We start from the raw sequence: 19,539 nt of genomic DNA, 5'->3' as shown, positions 1-19,539 counted from the left end.
TTATTATTTTCTGACATTTCCCTTCTTCAAACATATATTTATATACATTTTGTAACATTTAATTCACTTTTCATACTAATTGATAAACAATTTCTAAATTTTATGAAAAAGCGACTTCTTTCTGCTGCTGCCGTAGCTTTCTTCGGGCTAATGCTGAACGCACAGCAAATCAAATTCGAAGAGTATGACCTTCCCAATGGTCTTCACGTAATTCTTCATCAGGATAACTCAGCACCGGTTGTAACAACAGGTGTAATGTACCACGTAGGTGCAAAAGATGAAGTAAAAGGCAGAACAGGTTTTGCTCACTTCTTTGAACACCTTTTATTCGAAGGAACTCCTAACATCAAGAGAGGAGACTGGTTTAAAATCGTTTCTTCAAACGGAGGGCAAAACAACGCCAACACTACCAATGACAGAACTTATTATTACGAAACGTTCCCTTCCAATAACGAACAGCTTGGACTTTGGATGGAAGCGGAAAGAATGCGTCACGCTGTTATCAACCAGATTGGTGTAGATACACAGAGAGAGGTTGTAAAAGAAGAGAAAAGATTAAGAATGGATAACCAGCCTTACGGAAATCTTTTCACTACTATTCAGAAAAACTTATTTACCAATCACCCATACAACTGGCCAACAATTGGTTCTATGGAAGATTTGAACTCAGCGAAACTGGAGGAATTCCAGGCATTCTACAAAAAGTATTACGTTCCGAATAACGCTACTTTAGTGGTTGCAGGAGACATTAAACCTGAGCAAACCAAGAAATGGATCGAAACCTATTATGGTGGAATTCCAAAAGGAACACTTTATCCAAAAGATTTCCCGAAAGATGCTCCTATCACACAGGAAAAAGAAGTTACTGCTACGGATCCGAACATTCAACTTCCGGCGTATGTATTCGCGTACAGAACTCCGGCTAACAAAGAAAAAGATGCTTATGTGTTGGATATGCTTTCTTCTTATCTGAGCAACGGCAAATCTTCAGTTTTATATAAAAAATTAGTTGACCAGGATAAAAAAGCACTTCAGGTAGCTGCTTTCAACCAAGGGCTTGAAGACTACAGTATTTTTGCCTTCTTCGCGATTCCAATGGGACAGACTACAAAACAGACTTTACAGACTGACATTGATGCTGAAATCAAAAAAGTACAGACTACTCTGATTTCTGAAGAAGATTATCAAAAACTTCAAAACCAATACGAAAACCAGTTTGTAAATGCTAATTCAAGCATTCAGGGAATTGCGGCTTCATTGGCAACCAACCACGTATTGATGGGTGACACGAATTTGATCAACAAAGAAATCGACATTTACAGATCTATCACCAGACAGGATCTTCAAAATGCAGCTAAAAAGTATCTTAATTCCAACCAAAGAATAATCATCAATTACGTACCTGAGAAAAAGTAATCATTCAACTTTTTAGGTGATAACATGATTATTAAAAATTAAATTTTTACAAATGAAAAAGCAATTAACATATATAGCTGCAGCGTTTTTCTTTACAGGAATGGTTTCAGCACAAAAAATAGATCTTAATGCAATGCCGAAACCGGGACCTACTCCTGCGATTAACATTGCGAAGCCAAAAACTTTCCAGCTAAGCAACGGCCTAACAGTAATGGTTGTTGAAAACAACAAATTACCAAGAGTAAGCGCAAGTCTTTCTATGGACAGACCTCCATACAACGAAGGAGCAGTAACCGGAGTAAGCGAGATTATGGCTGAACAGTTCGAAAACGGAACGACCAACATCAGCAAAGATGATTTCAATAAAAAAGTAGACTACCTTGGAGCAAACCTTAATTTCTCTTCAGGTGGTGCATCTGCCAATTCACTTTCAAAATATTTCCCTGAAGTTTTAGGTTTAATGGCTGATGCTATGATTAATCCTAAATTCTCTGCTGAAGAAATTCAAAACTCTAAAGAAAGAGCAATCGAAGGATTAAAATCCGAAGAAAAAAATGCTTCTTCTATTGCAGAAAGAGTTTCTAACGCTTTGATGTATGGAAAAAATACTTCAAGAGGAGAATTTGAAACTGTTGAATCTATCAATAAAATTCAGTTAGCTGACGTACAAAACATTTATAAAAAATACTACGCTCCGGATAATGCTTATTTAGTAATTGTTGGAGACGTAAAGTTTGACCAGGTTAAACCTTTGATTGAAAAAGCTTTCAATGGCTGGAAAAAAGCGAACACACCTATTGCACAGTTAGAACCTGCTTCGAATGTTGCTAAAACAGAAATCAATGTAGTAGATGTTCCTTCAGCTGTACAGTCTGTTGTTTCATTAAACAACCTGAACACCCTGAAAATGAAAGATGCCAACTACTTCCCTGCAACAATCGCAAACTATATCCTTGGTGGTGGTGGTGAAGCAAGACTTTTCATGAACCTTCGTGAGAAAAACGGATTTACCTATGGTGCTTACTCAAGTATGGTTGCCAGCAAATATTCTCCACAATTCTCTGCAAGTGCAAGCGTAAGAAACGAAGTTACAGACAAAGCTGTTAAAGAATTCATGAATGAACTTAACGCTATTTCTACAGTAAAACCGGAAGAATTAGCCAATGCTAAAGCTAAGCTGAAAGGATCTTTCATTATGTCTTTGGAACAGCCAGCTACTATCGCAAGATTTGCTTTGAACCAAAAAGTTCAGGATCTTCCTGCTGATTTCTATACCAATTACTTAAAATCTATCGATAAAGTAACTGCAGCAGATGTTTCCAATGCTGTAAAAGCTACTATTTTACCAAACCAAAGCAGAATTTTCATTGCTGGTAAAGCATCTGACATTTCTGAAGGATTGGAAAAATTAGGTTACCCTGTAAAATATTTCGATAAAGAAGCTAACCCTGTTGCAAAACCAACTGTACAAAAAGTGGATGCTAGCGTAACGGTAGCTTCTGTAGTTGATAAATACATCAATGCTATCGGAGGAAAAGCTAATCTGGCAAAGATCACTTCTTATACTACCAACGCTTCAATGTCTATGCAAGGACAGAACATCGATTTTAAAATCGTTAAAGCACAAGGTGGAAAGGAACTTACCACTGTAACAGCAATGGGACAGGTTGTTCAGAAGCAGGTTTTCGATGGAAAAACCGGTTATTCTATGCAAATGGGACAAAGAGTTGATATCACTCCGGAAGAAATTGCTGAAAAACAAAAGAATCCTGAGCTTTTCGAAGAATTAGGTTTTGCAAAATCTGCTGATTATACATTAGGCGGAATTGAGAAAATCGGAGGTGAAGATTCTTATGCTATTAAAGGTGGAGATACAACCTATTACTACAGTGTTGCAACGGGATTAAAAACCGGAGAAACTAAAAAAGTAAAAGCTAAAGGTCAGGAAATGACTATCCCAACAACATTCTCTAATTACAAAGATGTAAACGGAGTGAAAATGCCTTACACCATCTCTGTAAGTCAAATGGGAATGGACATGACGATGACAGTAAAGTCTTATGAGATCAATAAGGCTACAGATGCTGATTTTAAATAAGAACATCCTATTTTTATAGAAAAAACGGCAACAATTGTTGCCGTTTTTATTTTTATCAACATTTGGCGACATCTTTTTTTGTCATTCAGTAAAAAAAGATTAAATTTGCCCATTCAAAAAGATATAAGAATTAATGGATACTATATTTACACTACTAATGGTTCTTGTTATGGTTGCCAGTGTTTTATTGGTAATTATCGTTATGGCACAAAACCCAAAAGGAGGAGGCCTTTCCAGTACATTCGGAGGTGCATCATCTGCACAGTTCGGAGTACAGAGAACCAATGATTTCATGGAAAAAGCAACATGGACTCTAGGCGGAACTATCATCGTTCTTATCCTTTTAAGCGTTGTTATCACAGGTAAACCATCTCAGGCACTTCCTGCACAACAACCTGCTAAGAAAGAAGCTCCTGCTAAACAGTCAGCTCCTGCTTCTTCTACAACAACTCCGGCACAGACTCCTGTAGCTCCGGCAAAATAAGAAGAATATCATCTTACATAAAAACAAAAGCAACTCAAATTGAGTTGCTTTTTTATTTTAATTTGATCTTTTCAATCTGATGCCGAAGTTTTAATCCTGCCTTTAAAAATGAGTATTGCATAGGCTTAGATCCTTTATAATATTTATCAATAAAGATCTGCATGGCTCCATAAAATCTGTTGAGATAGACTTCATCTTTGATGGTACTTTCTCCTTTATGGTGAAGGATAGAAACTTTTCCATAATAGAAATTATGATATCCATTTCTTAAAAATGTATAGCAGAGATCAATATCTTCTCCATACATAAAATAAGCTTCATCCAATCCTCCTATTTTTTCATAGACCTCTTTTTTAGCCAATAAAAATGCTCCGGTGATCACATCCACCTCTGCAATAGCATTTTCTTCTACATCATTTCTGTAATAAGATTTCGAATTGTTTTTTTTAAAATTGGTAAACAGCTTTTCAAACGAATTGAACATATCCGGAACCGAACGTTTGCTTTCAGGAAGGAAATTCCCTTCTGCATCATGCATTCTCACTCCCAGACATCCGAATGAAGGCTCGGCCTCTGCAAAATCCAGCAATTCTTTCATATAGAACCCTTCCAACTCCGTATCGGGATTTAAAAGCAATATATATTCTCCTTTGGCAGTTTGAACACCATGGTTATTCGCTTTTGCAAAACCACCATTTGTTGCAGATGATATAAAATGTACATTGGGAAATTCCGGAATAAGATCTCCCCAGGAACTATCCGTAGAAGCATTATCAATGACAATAACTTCATATTCTATCTCCTGTACGTATTTCTGAAGAGACAGGAGACAGCTTCTGAGCAATTGGGTAACATTATAATTAACAATAATAACAGACAGCTTCATATTAATCCTTTTCGTTGTACGGCAACCTGTTGATAATAGATCTTCCTAAAGAAATTTCATCCGCATATTCCAATTCGTCCCCTACTGAAATTCCTCTTGCAATGCTTGAAAAATTCACATTGAAATTTTTAAATTTCTTATAAATATAATACGCGGTGGTATCTCCTTCCATGGTGGCGCTCAACGCAAAAATAAATTCCTTTACCTTTCCGTCATTCAGTTTCTTTTCGATGCTTGGGATATTTAACTGTCCTGGCCCTACTCCTTCCATCGGAGAGATTTTCCCTCCCAGAATCAGATATTTCCCTGTGTACTTCCCTGTATTTTCAATAGCAATTACATCACGTACATCTTCAACGATACAGATCAGTTCACCATTTCTCTTTTCATTGCTGCATATTTCGCAAATGTCAAAATCTGAAAAATTGTGACATTCTTTACAGTATTTTATTTCATTGACAAGGTTAATCAGGGAGTTTCCAAGACTTACAGCTCTGGAATTGGGCTGCTTCAACAAATGGAGTGCTAACCTCAAAGCCGTTTTTCTTCCAATCCCAGGCAATCCCGAAATCTCATCTACTGCTTTTGCCAATACTTTACTAGGGTAATCCATAGATACAAAAATAAGGATTAAAGTTGATAATTGATAGTGAATTATGAATCGTCAATTCGCTTTGCTTATGAATTTTCATACAACATGAATAAATTTTAGCGCAGTGTTCGCTAAGGAATTTTTATAGTTCTTAAAAAACGATCGCAAGGGCGTTCCACTCAGCAATATACGAAGCAGATATCCTGACTGAACGAAGTGCCTTTGTGAACAAAACATACAAATCCGGTAAACAAACCTTGCAAACGCTGCGTTAAATAGACTCTAACGGCGAATTCCGCTAAGATATCTAATGGCTAAAAAAGGCTCGCAAAAGCATTTCACTCAGCAATAGACAAAGCGGATATCCTGGCTGAACGAAGTGCCTTTGCGATCGAAATAGATAAAAGTACATATCAACCTTGCGGACATAGCGTTTATTTTTAATCAAAGCATGCGCAATACAATGTCCCATTATGATATTTTAAATTTCTCCCATCGCTGAGAACTCTGGAAAAAACCTCTATATTTGCGGCTTAAATTAAATATGAAAAAAATAAACTAACATGGTACTTAACAACCTTAATTATCCTCTGGATTTCAAATTCAAAATCACTACTTTAGCAGGAGACTTCAACATTACTGACAAAAACGGAAATTATGTAGCATATGTTCGTCAGAAAATGTTCAAGTTGAAAGAAGATGTTATCGTTTTTAATGATGAAAGCAAGTCTAAAGAACTTTTCAGAATCAGAGCGAATCAATGGATTGATTTTAACGCTTCTTATTCTTTGAATGATCTTATCGATAATAAAAACTTCGGTAGACTGGCGAGAAAAGGAATGCGCTCTATCTGGAAAGCAAGTTATGATATTCTGGATGCACACGATCAGCCTAAGTTTAAAATTCAGGAAGACAGTGCATGGGTAAGATTCTGGGACAGCTTTGTAGGAGAACTTCCCATCATAGGAATGTTTACAGGGTATTTCCTTAATCCATCTTACACAGTAACTGGAATTGACGGAAAGGCTTATTTTAAACTGAAAAAAATGCCTTCATTCTTTGGAAGAAGATTCCAGCTGGATAGACTGATTGACATTGATGATGAGGAAGAAAGCTTGGTAATCCTTTCTCTACTAATGATGACACTTCTTGAAAGAGCAAGAGGATAAACAAATAATAAAACCACAAACACATGAAATATTTAATCATTTTATTTTCCACATTTCTATTGGTAGCCTGTAAAAAGGAAAAAGAAACAGTTTCAGGTTCTGCTCCTGCCGATTCTTTGCATGTTACAAAAGATACTGCTTCTATTGGTCATTCTTCAGGAAATATTCTGGTGGGAACCATTCCGTTTCCAAAAGAAATCAAAGAATGTTCCTGCTATTTTGCTGCAAGCAAAGCTGATTTTGAAAATGAGAGATACATCTATGCTGATGATGCCGGAAAAACAGCTTATATGATGCTGGATGGCAAAAGGCTGGTCATGAATCTTATTTCATCAAGTGATATGGAAGTAGATGAATTGCTTACCAAAGAAATAGAAAATGACGATTACAAAATTTCTGTAAAAGGTAAAAAAGTAAAAGGCGAAGAAGCTTTACTGTTTGAAGGAACTCTGACAATAGAGAAACCAGACGGAACTACATTTACTACTCCGATCTATGGAGAATGCGGGTGTTAATAAAGCAAAATCATACAAAAATGCTTCTGTATCTCACAGAAGCATTTTTTATTTCGTAAATTTGAGAAAAATAAAATTCAATGGAATTATCTAATATAGAACCGCAGATCATCTGGAAAAACTTCTCCAAATTAAATGCAGTTCCAAGACCTTCCAAAAAGGAGGAAAAAGTGATTGCTTTTATCAAAGGATTTGGTGAAAATTTAGACCTGGAAACTATGGTAGATGAAGTAGGAAACGTTATTATTAAGAAACCGGCCACTGCAGGAATGGAAAACCGCAAATCGATTGTGCTTCAATCGCACCTTGATATGGTTTGCCAGAAAAACAATGACGTTAATTTCGATTTTGAAACGGAAGGAATTAAAATGGAAATTGATGGTGACTGGGTGAAGGCAAAAGGAACTACTTTAGGAGCTGATAATGGTTTAGGAGTAGCTACCATCATGTCTATTCTTGAAAGTTCAGATATTCCACACCCTGCATTGGAAGCTCTTTTCACGATTGATGAGGAGACAGGAATGACCGGTGCTTTAGGATTAAAACCAGGACAGCTGACAGGACAGATTCTATTAAACCTTGATACTGAAGAGGACGATGAAATCGATATCGGCTGTGCAGGAGGTGTAGATGTGACGATCACTCAAACTTATGCTACAGAAGCTTCAAAAGGACAAATTGTAAGAATTGAAGTAAAAGGACTTCAGGGTGGACACTCCGGAATGGATATTCATAAAGGTTTCGGAAACGCCAATATTATTTTGGGAAGACTTCTTTACAGCGGTTTAGAAAATCAGAATATTGAATTGGTTTCTATCGACAGCGGAGGGTTGAGAAATGCTATTCCTAGAGAAGGAGCAGCTCTGATTTCTGTGAGAAACGCTCAGGAATTTATTGAAAATGTAACTGCTCTTAAAAAAGATATCTTAGAAGAATTTGCTACGGTAGAACCGGGACTTCAAATCAATATTGAGAATTCTACCTCTTCTGACAAAGCGATTTCAGAAGGAGATTCTAAAAAGGTAATTCTTACTTTAAAAGCTCTTCATAACGGAGTATACAGAATGAGTCCGGATGTGGCTGATCTTGTAGAAGCTTCCAACAACGTAGCCAGAGTAGAACTGAAAGGTGGAGAACTTAAGATTTTAAACCTTACAAGATCTTCTGTAGATTCTTCTAAATATTCAGTAGCAGAGCAATTGAAATCTGTTGCAGAATTAGCTGGAATGAATATTGAATTCAGTGGTTCTTACCCAGGATGGAAGCCAAAACCAGGTTCTGAGATTGTACAGTTGATGGAGAAGCTTTATACTGAGAAGTTCAAAGAGAAACCTCATGTTGTGGCTTGCCACGCAGGTCTTGAATGTGGAATCATCGGAGCTAACTATCCTGAAATGGAAATGGTAAGCTTTGGACCCACGATCAGAGGAGCTCACTCTCCTGATGAAAAAGCAAATATCCCTTCAACTCAGAAATTCTGGAGTTTCCTAAAAGATATTTTAGCAAATATTCCTCAGAAATAGAATAGTAAAATGAGTATATTGAATATCCAAAGTCTTATGATTTTGGATATTTTTAGTTTTAATTGAAATAAAAATGCTTCGACAGGCTCAGCATGGTGCTGTTAAAAATTCAACTCTAAAAAAAACAGTTAGTATTAGAGATGTCATGCTGAGCTTGTCGAAGCATCTAAACCATAAAAAAACTTAAACAATGAAAAGTATCACTGTATTCTGCGGCTCAAGCTTTGGTTCGCATGACATTTACAAAGAACAGGCATTTTTATTGGGACAAACTTTAGCTCAACAAGGTATACAGCTTATATATGGCGGTGCAGATGTCGGATTGATGGGAACCATCGCTGATGGAGCATTGGCAGAAGGAGGTAATGTCATTGGAGTCCTTCCCCACTTTTTACAATCCAAAGAAATAGCTCATAAAAATCTGACAGAACTTATCATCGTGGAAACGATGCACGAAAGAAAAACCAAAATGAATGAACTTTGTGATGGGGTTATCGTTCTTCCCGGTGGCTACGGAACGCTGGAAGAGTTTTTCGAGATGATTACATGGGCACAACTTGGGCTTCACAAAAAACCGATCGGAATTTTGAATATTGACGGATTTTATGATGATCTGATCAAGCTGGTTCAAACCATGGTAGATAAAGGATTCTTAAAGCAAGTGAACAGAGATATGCTTTTGATCAGCAATACTATTCATGATCTGCTGGAAAAGATGAGAAATTATCAGGCTCCTACGGTTGGGAAGTGGATTTCTAAAGAGGAAATATAACGGTTATAAATTTTCATATGAATAACTACAACGTTAATAAAGAAATGCTTGGCGTTGCTACAGTATTTGTAACTATATTCATTATTGTTCCTGCACTTTCTTTTTATTCTAAGGAAGATTGTAAGACTGCCATGGAAAGAGTCAGGAAGCAAAAATGTAAAATTAGAGTCGAAAGTATTGAAGGTATAAGATCTCTTAAGCTAAAAGGAACAATTCCTGAAAGCATTCAACCTTGCGAATGTTCTGAAGATGGCCAATGGTGGGTTTCCTATAAAAATGAAATAGACCCTGGAGATTACTTTATAAAGAATGAAGGGGAAAGTCATTTTGAAATTATCAAAGAAGACACTCTAATCAGACACGAGTATATATGTTCTCCGAAATAAATATAAAAACAAAACCCGTCCGAAAAATTCGGACGGGTTTCTTATTAAGATTAAAAAATATTTTCTAAGGATAAGGAGCAATTTCCACTTCGAGCCCTTCCATGGCATCGGCAATATGTAACTGGCATCCTAATCTGCTGTTGTCTTTCACATGGAAAGCTTCAGCCAGCATGGCATCTTCTTCATCTCCCATCGGTTCCAAACCGGGATCATTAATTACATATACCTGGCATGAAGCACACATCGCCATTCCTCCGCATACACCAATAGTACCTTCTTCTGCCAATTCATAGGAACGGATAATTTCCATTAAGTTCATGGACATATCCGTAGGAGCTACGACATCGTGGGTTACACCTTCTCTGTCGGTGATTTTAATATTAACGTCTGACATAATTCTGCAAAATTAGTCAATTTTTTTCACAACTGCCTTCTCTGCTTCTTTACGGCTTCCGTCAAATCCGTCTACACCGCTTACCGTTGTATATTTTAATACGAATTTTTTACCAGGATTGAGTCTGTTATAAACACTCTGACACATTAAAGTAGCTTCGTGGAAACCACAAAGGATCAACTTCAGTTTTCCAGGATATGTATTGATATCACCAATTGCGTAGATTCCATCAATGTTTGTTTGATAATCAAGAGCATTGTTCACAACAATTGCATTTTTCTCGATATTCAATCCCCAGTTTCCGATCTCACCTAATTTTGGAGTCAATCCGAATAAAGGAATGAAATAATCTGTTTCAATATCGTAAGCTTCCTGCCCTTCTACTTCTACAGTGATCGCTTCTACTTTTCCGTCACCTTTAATACCGGTAACTTCTGCAGGTGTAATTAACTTTATTTTTCCCTGGTTTTTCAGATCCTGAACTTTCTCTACAGAATCCAAAGCTCCTCTGAACTCATTTCTTCTGTGGATCAAAGTCACTTCACTTGCAACGTTTGAAAGGAAAACACTCCAGTCCAAAGCAGAATCTCCACCTCCGGCAATTACTACTTTTTTGTTTCTGAAATGCTCAGGCTCTTTCACGAAATATTCAAGCCCTTTTTCTTCATAATCAGCAAGATTATCAAAAGTAGGTTTTCTAGGTTCAAAAGTTCCTAATCCACCTGCAATGGCAATCGCTTTACATCTGTGAACAGTTCCTTTGTTCGTGATCACTTCAAACCACTCATCATCTACTTTTGTATAAGAAACAGCGGTCTCTCCTAAAGTAAATCCAGGTTGAAACTGCTTGATCTGTTCCATCAAATTATCCACCAATTCTCCAGCATTTACTGAAGGATAACCTGGGATATCGAAGATCGGTTTTTTAGGATAAAGTTCTGCCAATTGCCCTCCCGGCTGTGGAAGCGCATCAATAATATGACACTTCATTTTTAATAAACCAGCTTCAAAAACTGCAAAAAGTCCTGTAGGTCCCGCACCTATGATCAATATATCAGTGGTTATCATAATCTTTAAGATAATTTAATTATACATGTAGCTGCAAATTTACTAATTTTAATGCGAAGCATATTTAATTGATTCTAAATAAAAACCTGAGATTTGTCAAATATCTATCAATTAAGATTTTAAATTTGGCAATGTTTTTGTAAATGTCTTGTTATGAAGAAAATTTCAATCCTTTTTGCATTATTAATATTCTTTTTTGGCACAGCCCAGATTGATAATATCGCGGACGGCGAATCTATTACTCTAAGAATCCATTACGGCTTCCTTAATGCAGGAACTGCTAACCTTACTACAAAGCAAACCACTTATAAAGGGGTTCCTCATCTTTATGTAAAAGGAACAGGACAAACCACAGGTGCTGTAAAAGCATTCTTCAAAGTAGAAGATTTATATGAAAGCTTTATCAATACACAGACGGGATTACCAAGCTTTTATGTCAGAAATGTACGTGAAGGAAGCTACCGCCAGCATTTTGAAACCGTTTTTAATCACGATAATAATACTTTAATATTAACTGATAAAAAGACTCCGGCCAATGGTTCAAAGGTTTTAAAATCAGTAAAAGGTGTTCAGGACATGCTTTCCTGCTTTTATTATTTAAGAAGTAAAAGCCCGGATGAATTGAAAGTGGGAACTATCATTAATATGAATGTATGGATTGATGATGAAATGTTTCCTTTTCAGCTGAAAGTAACAGGAACAGAAAATTTAAAGACAAAATTTGGTACCATCAACTGTTTAAAGATTATTCCATCGGTAAAGAGCGGAAGAGTATTCAAAGAAAAAGAAGGCGTAACCATGTGGGTTTCCAATGATGCTAACCACGTTCCTATGTTATTGAAAGCAGAGCTTGCAGTAGGATCACTGAAAGCAAGTATCGATGATTACAAGAATGTAAAATATCCTTTAAAGTTTAGCAAATAACAATCATCAGTTTTAAAGATAAAGCCTGTCTCAAAAGTCAAATAATTTGATTTTTGAGACAGGTTTTTTTTATGTTTAATGTAATAGAAGGTTAACATTGATTGTCTTTATAATAGAGGCAGACAGAGAGCTGCAGCATGTCAATACTTCATTTGAGGTCTCTAGCGGATTCGAACCGAAGTATGGGCATAAGAAACAGACACGTGTAAATTTTCAATAAGATCAGTTTTTAATTACGTTTTGTTTCTTAGGTCAGTAATTAAAAACAAAAAACCTCCGGAGCTCCGGAGGTTTGATTTTTTATAGTGTTTTGAACTGTTCCAGTGTTCTGATATCATTTTCGAAGAACATTCTGATGTCACTCATCTGGTAAAGAAGCATGGTAATTCTTTCGATACCCATTCCGAATGCATATCCTGAATATTTCTCAGAATCGATATTCACATTTTTCAGTACGGCAGGGTCTACCATTCCACATCCCATAATCTCCAGCCATCCTGTTCCTTTCGTGATTCTGTAGTCTGTTTCAGAGTTTAATCCCCAATACACATCAATTTCAGCACTTGGCTCTGTGAACGGGAAGAAAGAAGGTCTCATTCTGATTTTAGATTTTCCGAAAAGCTCAGTGGTAAAGAACTGAATCGTTTGCTTTAAATCTGCAAAGCTTACATTCTCATCAATATATAATCCTTCAATCTGATGGAAAATACAGTGAGAACGTGAAGAGATCGCTTCATTTCTGAACACTCTTCCAGGAGATAAAATTCTGATTGGCGGCTGATTTTCTTCCATATAACGGGTCTGTACGGAAGAAGTATGCGTTCTTAAAAGAATATCAGGATTCTGTTCAATGAAGAATGTATCCTGCATATCTCTTGCCGGATGGTATTCCGGAAGGTTAAGCGCAGTAAAGTTATGCCAGTCATCTTCAATCTCTGGACCATCTGCCACAGCAAAGCCAATCGATTTGAAGATTTCAATAATTCTGTTTTTTACCAGATTGATCGGATGTCTTGACCCCAATTCCAATGGAAAAGCAGGCCTTGTAAGATCTTCTTTTTCAACTACAACAGAAGATGTTGATGTATTTTTCAAATCCTCCAGTTTTACAGCAACTGCCTGTTTTAAAGTATTGATCTTTTGTCCGAATTCTTTCTTTTGGTCGTTAGGAACTTCTTTAAATTTTTCAAAAAAATCATTAAGAACCCCTTTTTTACCATTGTACTTGATTCGGAAGTTTTCGATATCTTCCTTAGAGGTAGCATTGAAGCCATTTACTTCGACCAGTAATTCTTCTATCTTTTCTATCATTGTTTTACCCTTTCAAAATGTTTTGCAAAAATACGATTTTAAGTTGAATAATAAGTCCGTCAAAAAAAAATCTGCCTCTTTTTCGGGAGGCAGACTTCAATCACTTATTTCACTTAAATAAAAAAATTATTTCTTTTCTAAAGCTTTAACGCTGATCTGAAGAGTTACCTCGTCTTTAATCACGCCGTTTTCAGCCGGAGCCTGGAACTTCACTCCAAACTCTTCTCTCTTGATATCTTTCGGTTCAGTAGCTACACTTACCTCTCCATCTTTCACAGAAACATTAGCTTTAAACTGAACAGGTTTTGTAATTCCTTTAATCGTTAAATTACCATCTAAAAGAGTATTGTAATCACCTTCTGTAGCCGGAGTAACCTTTGTAATCTCATAAGAAGCTGTTGGGAATTTTTCAACTTCAAAGAAATCTCCGCTCTTCAGGTGGCCATTTAATTTTCCTAAATCTTCCGGGCTGTTTTTCAGATCCACAGAAGTTAAAGAGTTCATATCAGCAACGAATTTTCCGCTTTCCAGTTTTCCGTCTTTCACCGTCACATCTCCACTTTCAAACCTGATTGTTCCAAAATGACTTGTATTCTCAGATTTAAATACTTTATATCCCTTCCATTCAACCTTACTGTTTAGCGTATCCAAAGTGAACTGACTACCTTCTTTAGTAGTCGTCACCTCATTACTTTCACTGGTAAGTGGTTTGTCTTTTTTACAAGAAACCATTACAGCGGCGATAAATAATGCAGGAATAGCTAATGAAAACAGCTTTTTTCTCATTTTTGATTTATTTTTATTAGTTCCGCTAATATAATAAAAAAAATTATGTTTTCATAAAAACCTTACATTTGTAATATGCTATTAGAAATAAACAATTTATTTTTCTCTCACAACAAAGAAAATCCCCTGTTTCAGAACCTTAACCTAAGGTTTGAAGAAAACAGAATTATAGCTCTTGCCGGTGAAAGCGGATGTGGAAAATCTACTCTCCTTAACCTTATTTATGGTCTTTTGGATTGGGAAAGCGGAGAGATTATTTTTAACGGAACAAAGCTTTTGGGACCGAAAGGAAATCTTGTTCCGGGAGAAGCTGAAATGAAATTTGTAGCACAGAATTTTGATCTTATGCCCTATGCTACCGTTGCTGAAAACGTAGGAAAATTTATTTCTAATATCAATTTAAAACAAAAAAAAGAAACCGTAACAGAGCTTCTTGAGGTGGTAGGGCTTCAGGAATTTGCGAATGTACTTCCAAAATACCTAAGCGGTGGACAACAGCAAAGAGTCGCTATTGCCAGAGCATTATCTGTACTTCCCAAGCTTCTTATTTTAGATGAACCATTCAGTAATCTGGATTTTCCGAGAAAAATTGAACTGAGGGAAAGGCTTTTCAGATATGTAAAACAACATGGCGTTTCTCTGATTATTTCCACTCATGAACTTCAGGACATCATGCCATGGCTGGATCAGATTGTTATTCTACAAGACGGAAGACTGATTCAAAATGACAGCCCGGAAGAAACCTATAGAAATCCTTACAACTCTTATGTTGCTAAATTATTTGGAGAAGTGAATATTTTCAGTGAGGCTGAAGCGGAAGATTTCCAGCTTCAAAAGTTCTCTTATTATCCTAAAGAAATCAAAATTACAGAAACCGGTCTCGAAGCCGAAGTTCTTGAAAGCAGATTTGCAGGAAATTATTACTGGAATAAATTAAGAGCAAAAGAAAAGGAACTTGTTGTGTATACGGATGAGAAAATTTCAGGAACCATAAATGTTTCGTTTATTTAAGCGAAAACTCTTAACCCTAAAAGTGAAACAGACCTTTCCCTATGAGCCCGTTTAAACTTTCAATATTCGTTGCATAACTTATACATTTACTTACACTTATCAATAAAAAAATACAAACATAAGAATCTGTATATGAAACTTTTTCTTACATTTGTATTTCTAAAGTATAAGGAAATTTTTGGTTAATTCTCTTTCTGCCTTCCAGACGGACATTAGCAATCTTGCAATTAAGTCTTTCGAAAGATTACACTGTCCAATTTTTTCCTTTTCTTATTTTTAGGCATAAAAAAACGGAGTTTTCTTACGCTTTCTTTACAAATTCTGATTTAAGAGCCATTGCTCCAAAACCATCAATTTTACAGTCAATGTTGTGATCACTTCCTGGTCTCAGACGAATATTTTTCACTTTAGTCCCTGCTTTTACCGGTTTTGGTGCTCCTTTTACCGGAAGATCTTTTACAACCACTACAGAATCTCCATCCTGAAGTTCATTTCCGTTGGAGTCCAGAATTTTTCCTTCATTGGCAGCTTCAGCAGCTACTTCTGCCGGATCCCATTCATAGAAACATTGGGAACATACCATCATATTATCGCTCGGATAGGTAAACTCGGAGCTGCATTTTGGACAAAGTATTGTATCACTCATATTCTTATTTTTTGCAAAGGTAAAAATTTTTAGAGGTTGAAGTCAAGAGATAAAGTTCAGTATAGTAGATAATAAGCGCATATTAATATAACACGACATAGTGAATTAGTACAAATTAAATAAACTTGCTACAAAGAAAATAAGGTATAGTAATGAACAGTGTATATTTTGTCAGCAAATATTTTTCATTAAGCAAAAACATAGGTGTATTTGTTTTTAAAGTGAAAGGCTATTGTCAACAAATAAAAAATATAAATATTCGGAAAATCTTTACAAATTCAGCATTAAAATGTATTTCTACCACTTAAAAAATCAATAAAGAGATTGACTTTACATCAATAATATTAGATCAGATCGCATTACTTCCCCACTCTGAACTCCTCCAATTCCCAAACCTATCAACTCAATCTTCAACTCTCAATTAAAAGTCGTATTTTTGCAGATTCAAACAGCGAAGCAAATTTATGGAACTTATTCACAGAAACTTGGCAATCGGAATTCACGATGCCTTACAGGAGACATTTTTTGAGAAAAACAAATATGCCGATAAAGTTATCGAAAGACTTTTGAAAGCAAACAGAAAATGGGGAAGCCAGGACAGAGCCGTTGTTTCTGAAATTTTTTACAATATTATCCGTTGGAAAAAACGCCTTGAATACTATATGGGTGAAGGTGTGAAACCCAACAATATCTACAAATTGATTATTGCGTATTTACTTTGGAGTAAAACCAATTATAAAAAATTCGAAGAATTTGACGGAATCAAAATCGCCGATATTCTTACCAAACTTAAAAAGAACACTGTTCCTACAAAAGCAATAGAACACTCTATTCCTGAATGGCTGGCTGAAACTCTTGAAAAAGAAATAGGTGCCAATTGGGAAAAAGAAATGGCTGCTTTGAATGAGCAGGCTCCTACAGTTTTAAGAGCAAACTCTTTAAGAACAACAACGAAAGAACTTATTTCTGACCTTTCAGATGAGGGTGTTGTTTCTTACCCTATTAAAAATTATCCTGATGCTGTTCAGCTGGAAGAAAAGAAAAATGTTTTCCTTACCACGGCTTTCAAAGAAGGATTATTTGAAGTTCAGGATGCTTCTTCTCAGAAAATCGGGTATTTCCTTGACGTAAAAGAAGGACAAAGAGTAGTAGATGCATGTGCTGGTGCTGGTGGAAAAACACTTCACCTGGCTGCATTAATGAAAAACAAAGGTCAGATTGTAGCATTAGATATCTTCGAATGGAAGCTTGCCGAGCTGAAGCGTCGTGCCAAAAGAGCGGGAGCGCACAATATTGAAACCCGTATGATCTCTGACAACAAAGTGATCAAACGTCTTCATGAAAAAGCTGACAGACTTCTGATTGATGCACCATGTTCAGGTCTTGGAGTTTTGAAAAGAAACCCGGACAGTAAGTGGAAAATTGATCAGGACTTTATTGACAGAATTAAAAAGGAACAACAACAAATTCTTCAGGACTATTCTAAAATGCTTAAAAAAGGAGGAAAAATGGTATATGCTACCTGTTCTATCCTTCCATCTGAAAACAATCTTCAGGTAGATGAATTCATCAAAAACAATCCTGGATTCAAGATGATTAAAGATGAAAAAGTAATGCCTAGCGAAGGGTATGACGGATTCTATATGGCTTTGATTGAGAGAGTTTCTTAATCCAAATCCAACAAACAATACATTAAACTACTCTATTTTCCGGAGTAGTTTTTTTTGTTTTAAAACCTACCAGAAAAAAATGTAACAATTTTTGTAACATTTCAATCCCATTGTCTACTAACTGTATAGATTAAAACCGGTTTGATGCTGTAGAAAGTTTGGAATACTTTTGCAGCAAACTCAATTATTTATGCATACAAGAATCGTTTTCAATTTTGTGGCTGTTTTCGTATACTGTCTGTTTTCTGCACAGACGTATGAAATTCAGTACACCAGTTCTTATAACGGAAAGGTATCAACGGATCAGCCTCCTATCATCGTTTGGGTCAATGAGAAGGAAAATTTCATTCTTAACAGTACCATCAAAGAACAAAAAAGCAGTTATCCTTATGAGATTACTAAGGTAGAAAAGCCGTCTAATACGATTGTTTCTTATGCATTTTTAAAACCGGAAGCCATTATTTCAGCATCAGATACAGAGTCTGTTGGAAAACAGAATTTTGAACTTACCAATGAAACAAAAAAGATCTTAGGATATAACTGTAAAAAAGCGGTTACAAAGGTCAATTCAAATACCATTGAAGTCTGGTACACCAATGATTTAAAACTTAAAGGTGGGCCTTCTGTTTTAGGACAGAATTTAGGATTAGTTCTGGAAGTAGAAAGAAACAAAAATTCTTTAGTTACAGCCGGATCAATCAAAAAAATCAAAAATACCGGGATTGAAAGCATTGTAAAAGGAAACATACAGACAACCGATCAGCTGGGATATAAAGATCTGCTTTGGAAAAGCAGGTTTACCACACTGAATATTTTTGAAAATGAAACCATCAACTTCTCTGACGCTTCAAAATCTGATGACCAGATCAAGAGATACGCCAACGGAACCATCATTCTTAAAAAAATAAAATTCCCTGTCATTACAGAAGGAGAAAATATTTTTGTAGAACTGAAACAACAGTCTAACGGAGATGCTTATGACAGAACCGGAACTGTATTTTTCATTCCGCATGACAAAGAAAAATCTTTTTTTGACGGCCTGGAAAAGGGTGCAAAAACACTTCCTCTCTACGAAAACGGAAATGGAAAGCAATATTACGGAGTAACCACGACCGACAATTATAGCCCTGCTATGGAAATGATGAGATTCTTTACTGCTTTTGGCATCCAGAAATTCAATCATATCCAGCTTAAAGGAAAAGACTGGCAGACCATCAGCCCTTACCGACAGGATATCACAGAATTGAAACCTGCTTTATCAGGAAAAGAACTTTGGGTAGGTACCTTTATCGGCAATTATGATAAAGGAGGTCATAAAGTAAGCCTTGATATTACAATTCATAGCAGTGATCAGACCGTAAATAAGAACAATACAGCTATTCCTTTGTTTAATACTTTAAATATTATGGAAATGGCAGGACAGGACTACTCTACCATGTTCAATCAGGATAAAGGCCTTCTTGTTTCTTTTACTTTGGATAAAGATCTGAAAAATGCACAGCTAAGATATACCACAACAGGACACGGCGGTTGGGAAAATGGCGATGAATTCGTTCCAAAAGCCAATTCTATATTCATGGATGGAAATGCTGTATTTTCATTTATTCCATGGAGAACAGATTGCGGCTCGTATCGTTTATACAATCCGGCTTCCGGAAATTTCCAGGACGGGCTTTCATCCTCAGACCTCAGCAGATCAAACTGGTGTCCGGGAACGGTTACCAATCCTAATTTTATCCCTCTGGGAGATTTGAAAGCAGGTAAACACACTATACAGGTAAAAATTCCGCAGGGACCTACAGAAGGAACAAGTTTCAGCTCATGGAATGTTTCAGGAACGTTACTGGGAGTACAATAAAAACAAAACCTTCTTGCATGAGAATTGCAA

Annotated in this window: 19 protein-coding genes; 12 read left to right on the top strand and 7 right to left on the bottom strand. The window is 36.2% G+C overall.

Annotated elements, in window-relative coordinates; genetic code table 11:
* Window positions 1–102 precede the first annotated feature (102 nt).
* The 3 genes from BUE84_RS04295 to secG all read left to right on the top strand — a co-directional run bounded on the left by BUE84_RS04295 (window position 103) and on the right by secG (window position 3,998).
* On the top strand, window positions 103–1,416 hold the full coding sequence (locus tag BUE84_RS04295) for a M16 family metallopeptidase (RefSeq protein WP_079240632.1): 1,314 nt from the start codon (window positions 103–105) through the stop codon (window positions 1,414–1,416).
* Window positions 1,417–1,468: 52 nt separating this feature from the next.
* Window positions 1,469–3,514, top strand: a complete 2,046-nt coding sequence (locus BUE84_RS04290; RefSeq protein ID WP_079240631.1) for a M16 family metallopeptidase — start codon at window positions 1,469–1,471, stop codon at window positions 3,512–3,514.
* Between the two features lie 133 nt (window positions 3,515–3,647).
* Window positions 3,648–3,998 carry a preprotein translocase subunit SecG gene (secG, locus tag BUE84_RS04285; protein ID WP_079240630.1) on the top strand — a complete coding sequence of 117 codons (351 nt, stop codon included), beginning with the start codon at window positions 3,648–3,650 and terminating at the stop codon, window positions 3,996–3,998.
* Window positions 3,999–4,050: 52 nt separating this feature from the next.
* Here the strand turns inward: secG and BUE84_RS04280 are convergent, their stop codons facing one another.
* Window positions 4,051–4,890, bottom strand: coding sequence for a glycosyltransferase family 2 protein (locus tag BUE84_RS04280; protein WP_099049831.1), 840 nt, complete (start codon window positions 4,888–4,890; stop codon window positions 4,051–4,053).
* Entirely contained in the window at window positions 4,886–5,497 is a 612-nt protein-coding gene (gene recR, locus BUE84_RS04275) for a recombination mediator RecR (protein ID WP_076596214.1), read from the bottom strand. Before recR ends, BUE84_RS04280 begins: the two co-directional genes overlap by 5 nt.
* 542 nt (window positions 5,498–6,039) lie before the next feature.
* On the opposite strand from recR, the gene BUE84_RS04270 reads away from it, so the two are divergent.
* From BUE84_RS04270 to BUE84_RS04250, 5 genes are all read left to right on the top strand, one after another.
* Window positions 6,040–6,645, top strand: coding sequence for a hypothetical protein (locus tag BUE84_RS04270; RefSeq protein ID WP_034697031.1), 606 nt, complete (start codon window positions 6,040–6,042; stop codon window positions 6,643–6,645).
* Between the two features lie 23 nt (window positions 6,646–6,668).
* Entirely contained in the window at window positions 6,669–7,160 is a 492-nt protein-coding gene (locus tag BUE84_RS04265; protein WP_079240628.1) for a hypothetical protein, read from the top strand.
* An 80-nt stretch (window positions 7,161–7,240) separates the two neighbouring features.
* Window positions 7,241–8,683: an aminoacyl-histidine dipeptidase gene (locus tag BUE84_RS04260; RefSeq protein WP_079240627.1), complete on the top strand. Its 1,443-nt coding sequence runs from the start codon at window positions 7,241–7,243 to the stop codon at window positions 8,681–8,683.
* A 190-nt stretch (window positions 8,684–8,873) separates the two neighbouring features.
* The gene (locus BUE84_RS04255; RefSeq protein ID WP_079240626.1) at window positions 8,874–9,455 is read left to right on the top strand and encodes a TIGR00730 family Rossman fold protein; all 582 of its coding nucleotides are present in this window, start codon (window positions 8,874–8,876) and stop codon (window positions 9,453–9,455) included.
* Window positions 9,456–9,472: 17 nt separating this feature from the next.
* Window positions 9,473–9,841, top strand: a complete 369-nt coding sequence (locus tag BUE84_RS04250) for a hypothetical protein (RefSeq protein ID WP_079240625.1) — start codon at window positions 9,473–9,475, stop codon at window positions 9,839–9,841.
* 64 nt (window positions 9,842–9,905) lie between these two features.
* Here the strand turns inward: BUE84_RS04250 and BUE84_RS04245 are convergent, their stop codons facing one another.
* Together BUE84_RS04245 and BUE84_RS04240 are read right to left on the bottom strand one after the other, a co-directional pair.
* Window positions 9,906–10,235, bottom strand: coding sequence for a 2Fe-2S iron-sulfur cluster-binding protein (locus BUE84_RS04245; RefSeq protein ID WP_034697026.1), 330 nt, complete (start codon window positions 10,233–10,235; stop codon window positions 9,906–9,908).
* 12 nt (window positions 10,236–10,247) lie between these two features.
* A complete protein-coding gene (locus tag BUE84_RS04240) occupies window positions 10,248–11,303 on the bottom strand; it encodes an NAD(P)/FAD-dependent oxidoreductase (RefSeq protein WP_034697025.1) in 1,056 nt (351 codons plus the stop codon).
* Window positions 11,304–11,456: 153 nt separating this feature from the next.
* Here BUE84_RS04240 and BUE84_RS04235 point away from each other — a divergent pair, with 153 nt between their 5' ends.
* A complete protein-coding gene (locus BUE84_RS04235; protein WP_079240624.1) occupies window positions 11,457–12,227 on the top strand; it encodes a DUF3108 domain-containing protein in 771 nt (256 codons plus the stop codon).
* Window positions 12,228–12,527: 300 nt separating this feature from the next.
* On the opposite strand, the gene pheS is transcribed toward BUE84_RS04235, so the two are convergent.
* Window positions 12,528–13,538 carry a phenylalanine--tRNA ligase subunit alpha gene (gene pheS / locus BUE84_RS04230; RefSeq protein WP_079240623.1) on the bottom strand — a complete coding sequence of 337 codons (1,011 nt, stop codon included), beginning with the start codon at window positions 13,536–13,538 and terminating at the stop codon, window positions 12,528–12,530.
* 126 nt (window positions 13,539–13,664) lie between these two features.
* Window positions 13,665–14,324: a YceI family protein gene (locus BUE84_RS04225; RefSeq protein ID WP_079240622.1), complete on the bottom strand. Its 660-nt coding sequence runs from the start codon at window positions 14,322–14,324 to the stop codon at window positions 13,665–13,667.
* A gap of 75 nt (window positions 14,325–14,399) precedes the next feature.
* On the opposite strand from BUE84_RS04225, the gene BUE84_RS04220 reads away from it, so the two are divergent.
* The gene (locus BUE84_RS04220) at window positions 14,400–15,335 is read left to right on the top strand and encodes a sulfate/molybdate ABC transporter ATP-binding protein (RefSeq protein ID WP_079240621.1); all 936 of its coding nucleotides are present in this window, start codon (window positions 14,400–14,402) and stop codon (window positions 15,333–15,335) included.
* Between the two features lie 301 nt (window positions 15,336–15,636).
* Here BUE84_RS04220 and BUE84_RS04215 read toward each other — a convergent pair whose 3' ends face one another.
* A complete protein-coding gene (locus tag BUE84_RS04215; RefSeq protein WP_034697018.1) occupies window positions 15,637–15,981 on the bottom strand; it encodes a zinc ribbon domain-containing protein YjdM in 345 nt (114 codons plus the stop codon).
* 464 nt (window positions 15,982–16,445) lie between these two features.
* On the opposite strand from BUE84_RS04215, the gene BUE84_RS04210 reads away from it, so the two are divergent.
* Window positions 16,446–17,651, top strand: a complete 1,206-nt coding sequence (locus tag BUE84_RS04210; protein WP_079240620.1) for an RsmB/NOP family class I SAM-dependent RNA methyltransferase — start codon at window positions 16,446–16,448, stop codon at window positions 17,649–17,651.
* A gap of 190 nt (window positions 17,652–17,841) precedes the next feature.
* Window positions 17,842–19,509 carry a GLPGLI family protein gene (locus BUE84_RS04205; RefSeq protein ID WP_079240619.1) on the top strand — a complete coding sequence of 556 codons (1,668 nt, stop codon included), beginning with the start codon at window positions 17,842–17,844 and terminating at the stop codon, window positions 19,507–19,509.
* The last annotated feature ends 30 nt before the right edge of the window (window positions 19,510–19,539 follow it).

Source organism: Chryseobacterium indologenes, from assembly GCF_002025665.1.
GTDB lineage: Bacteria > Bacteroidota > Bacteroidia > Flavobacteriales > Weeksellaceae > Chryseobacterium > Chryseobacterium metallicongregator.
Note: the sequence above shows the minus strand (reverse complement) of the source record. Positions and strands in the feature narration are given on the sequence as shown.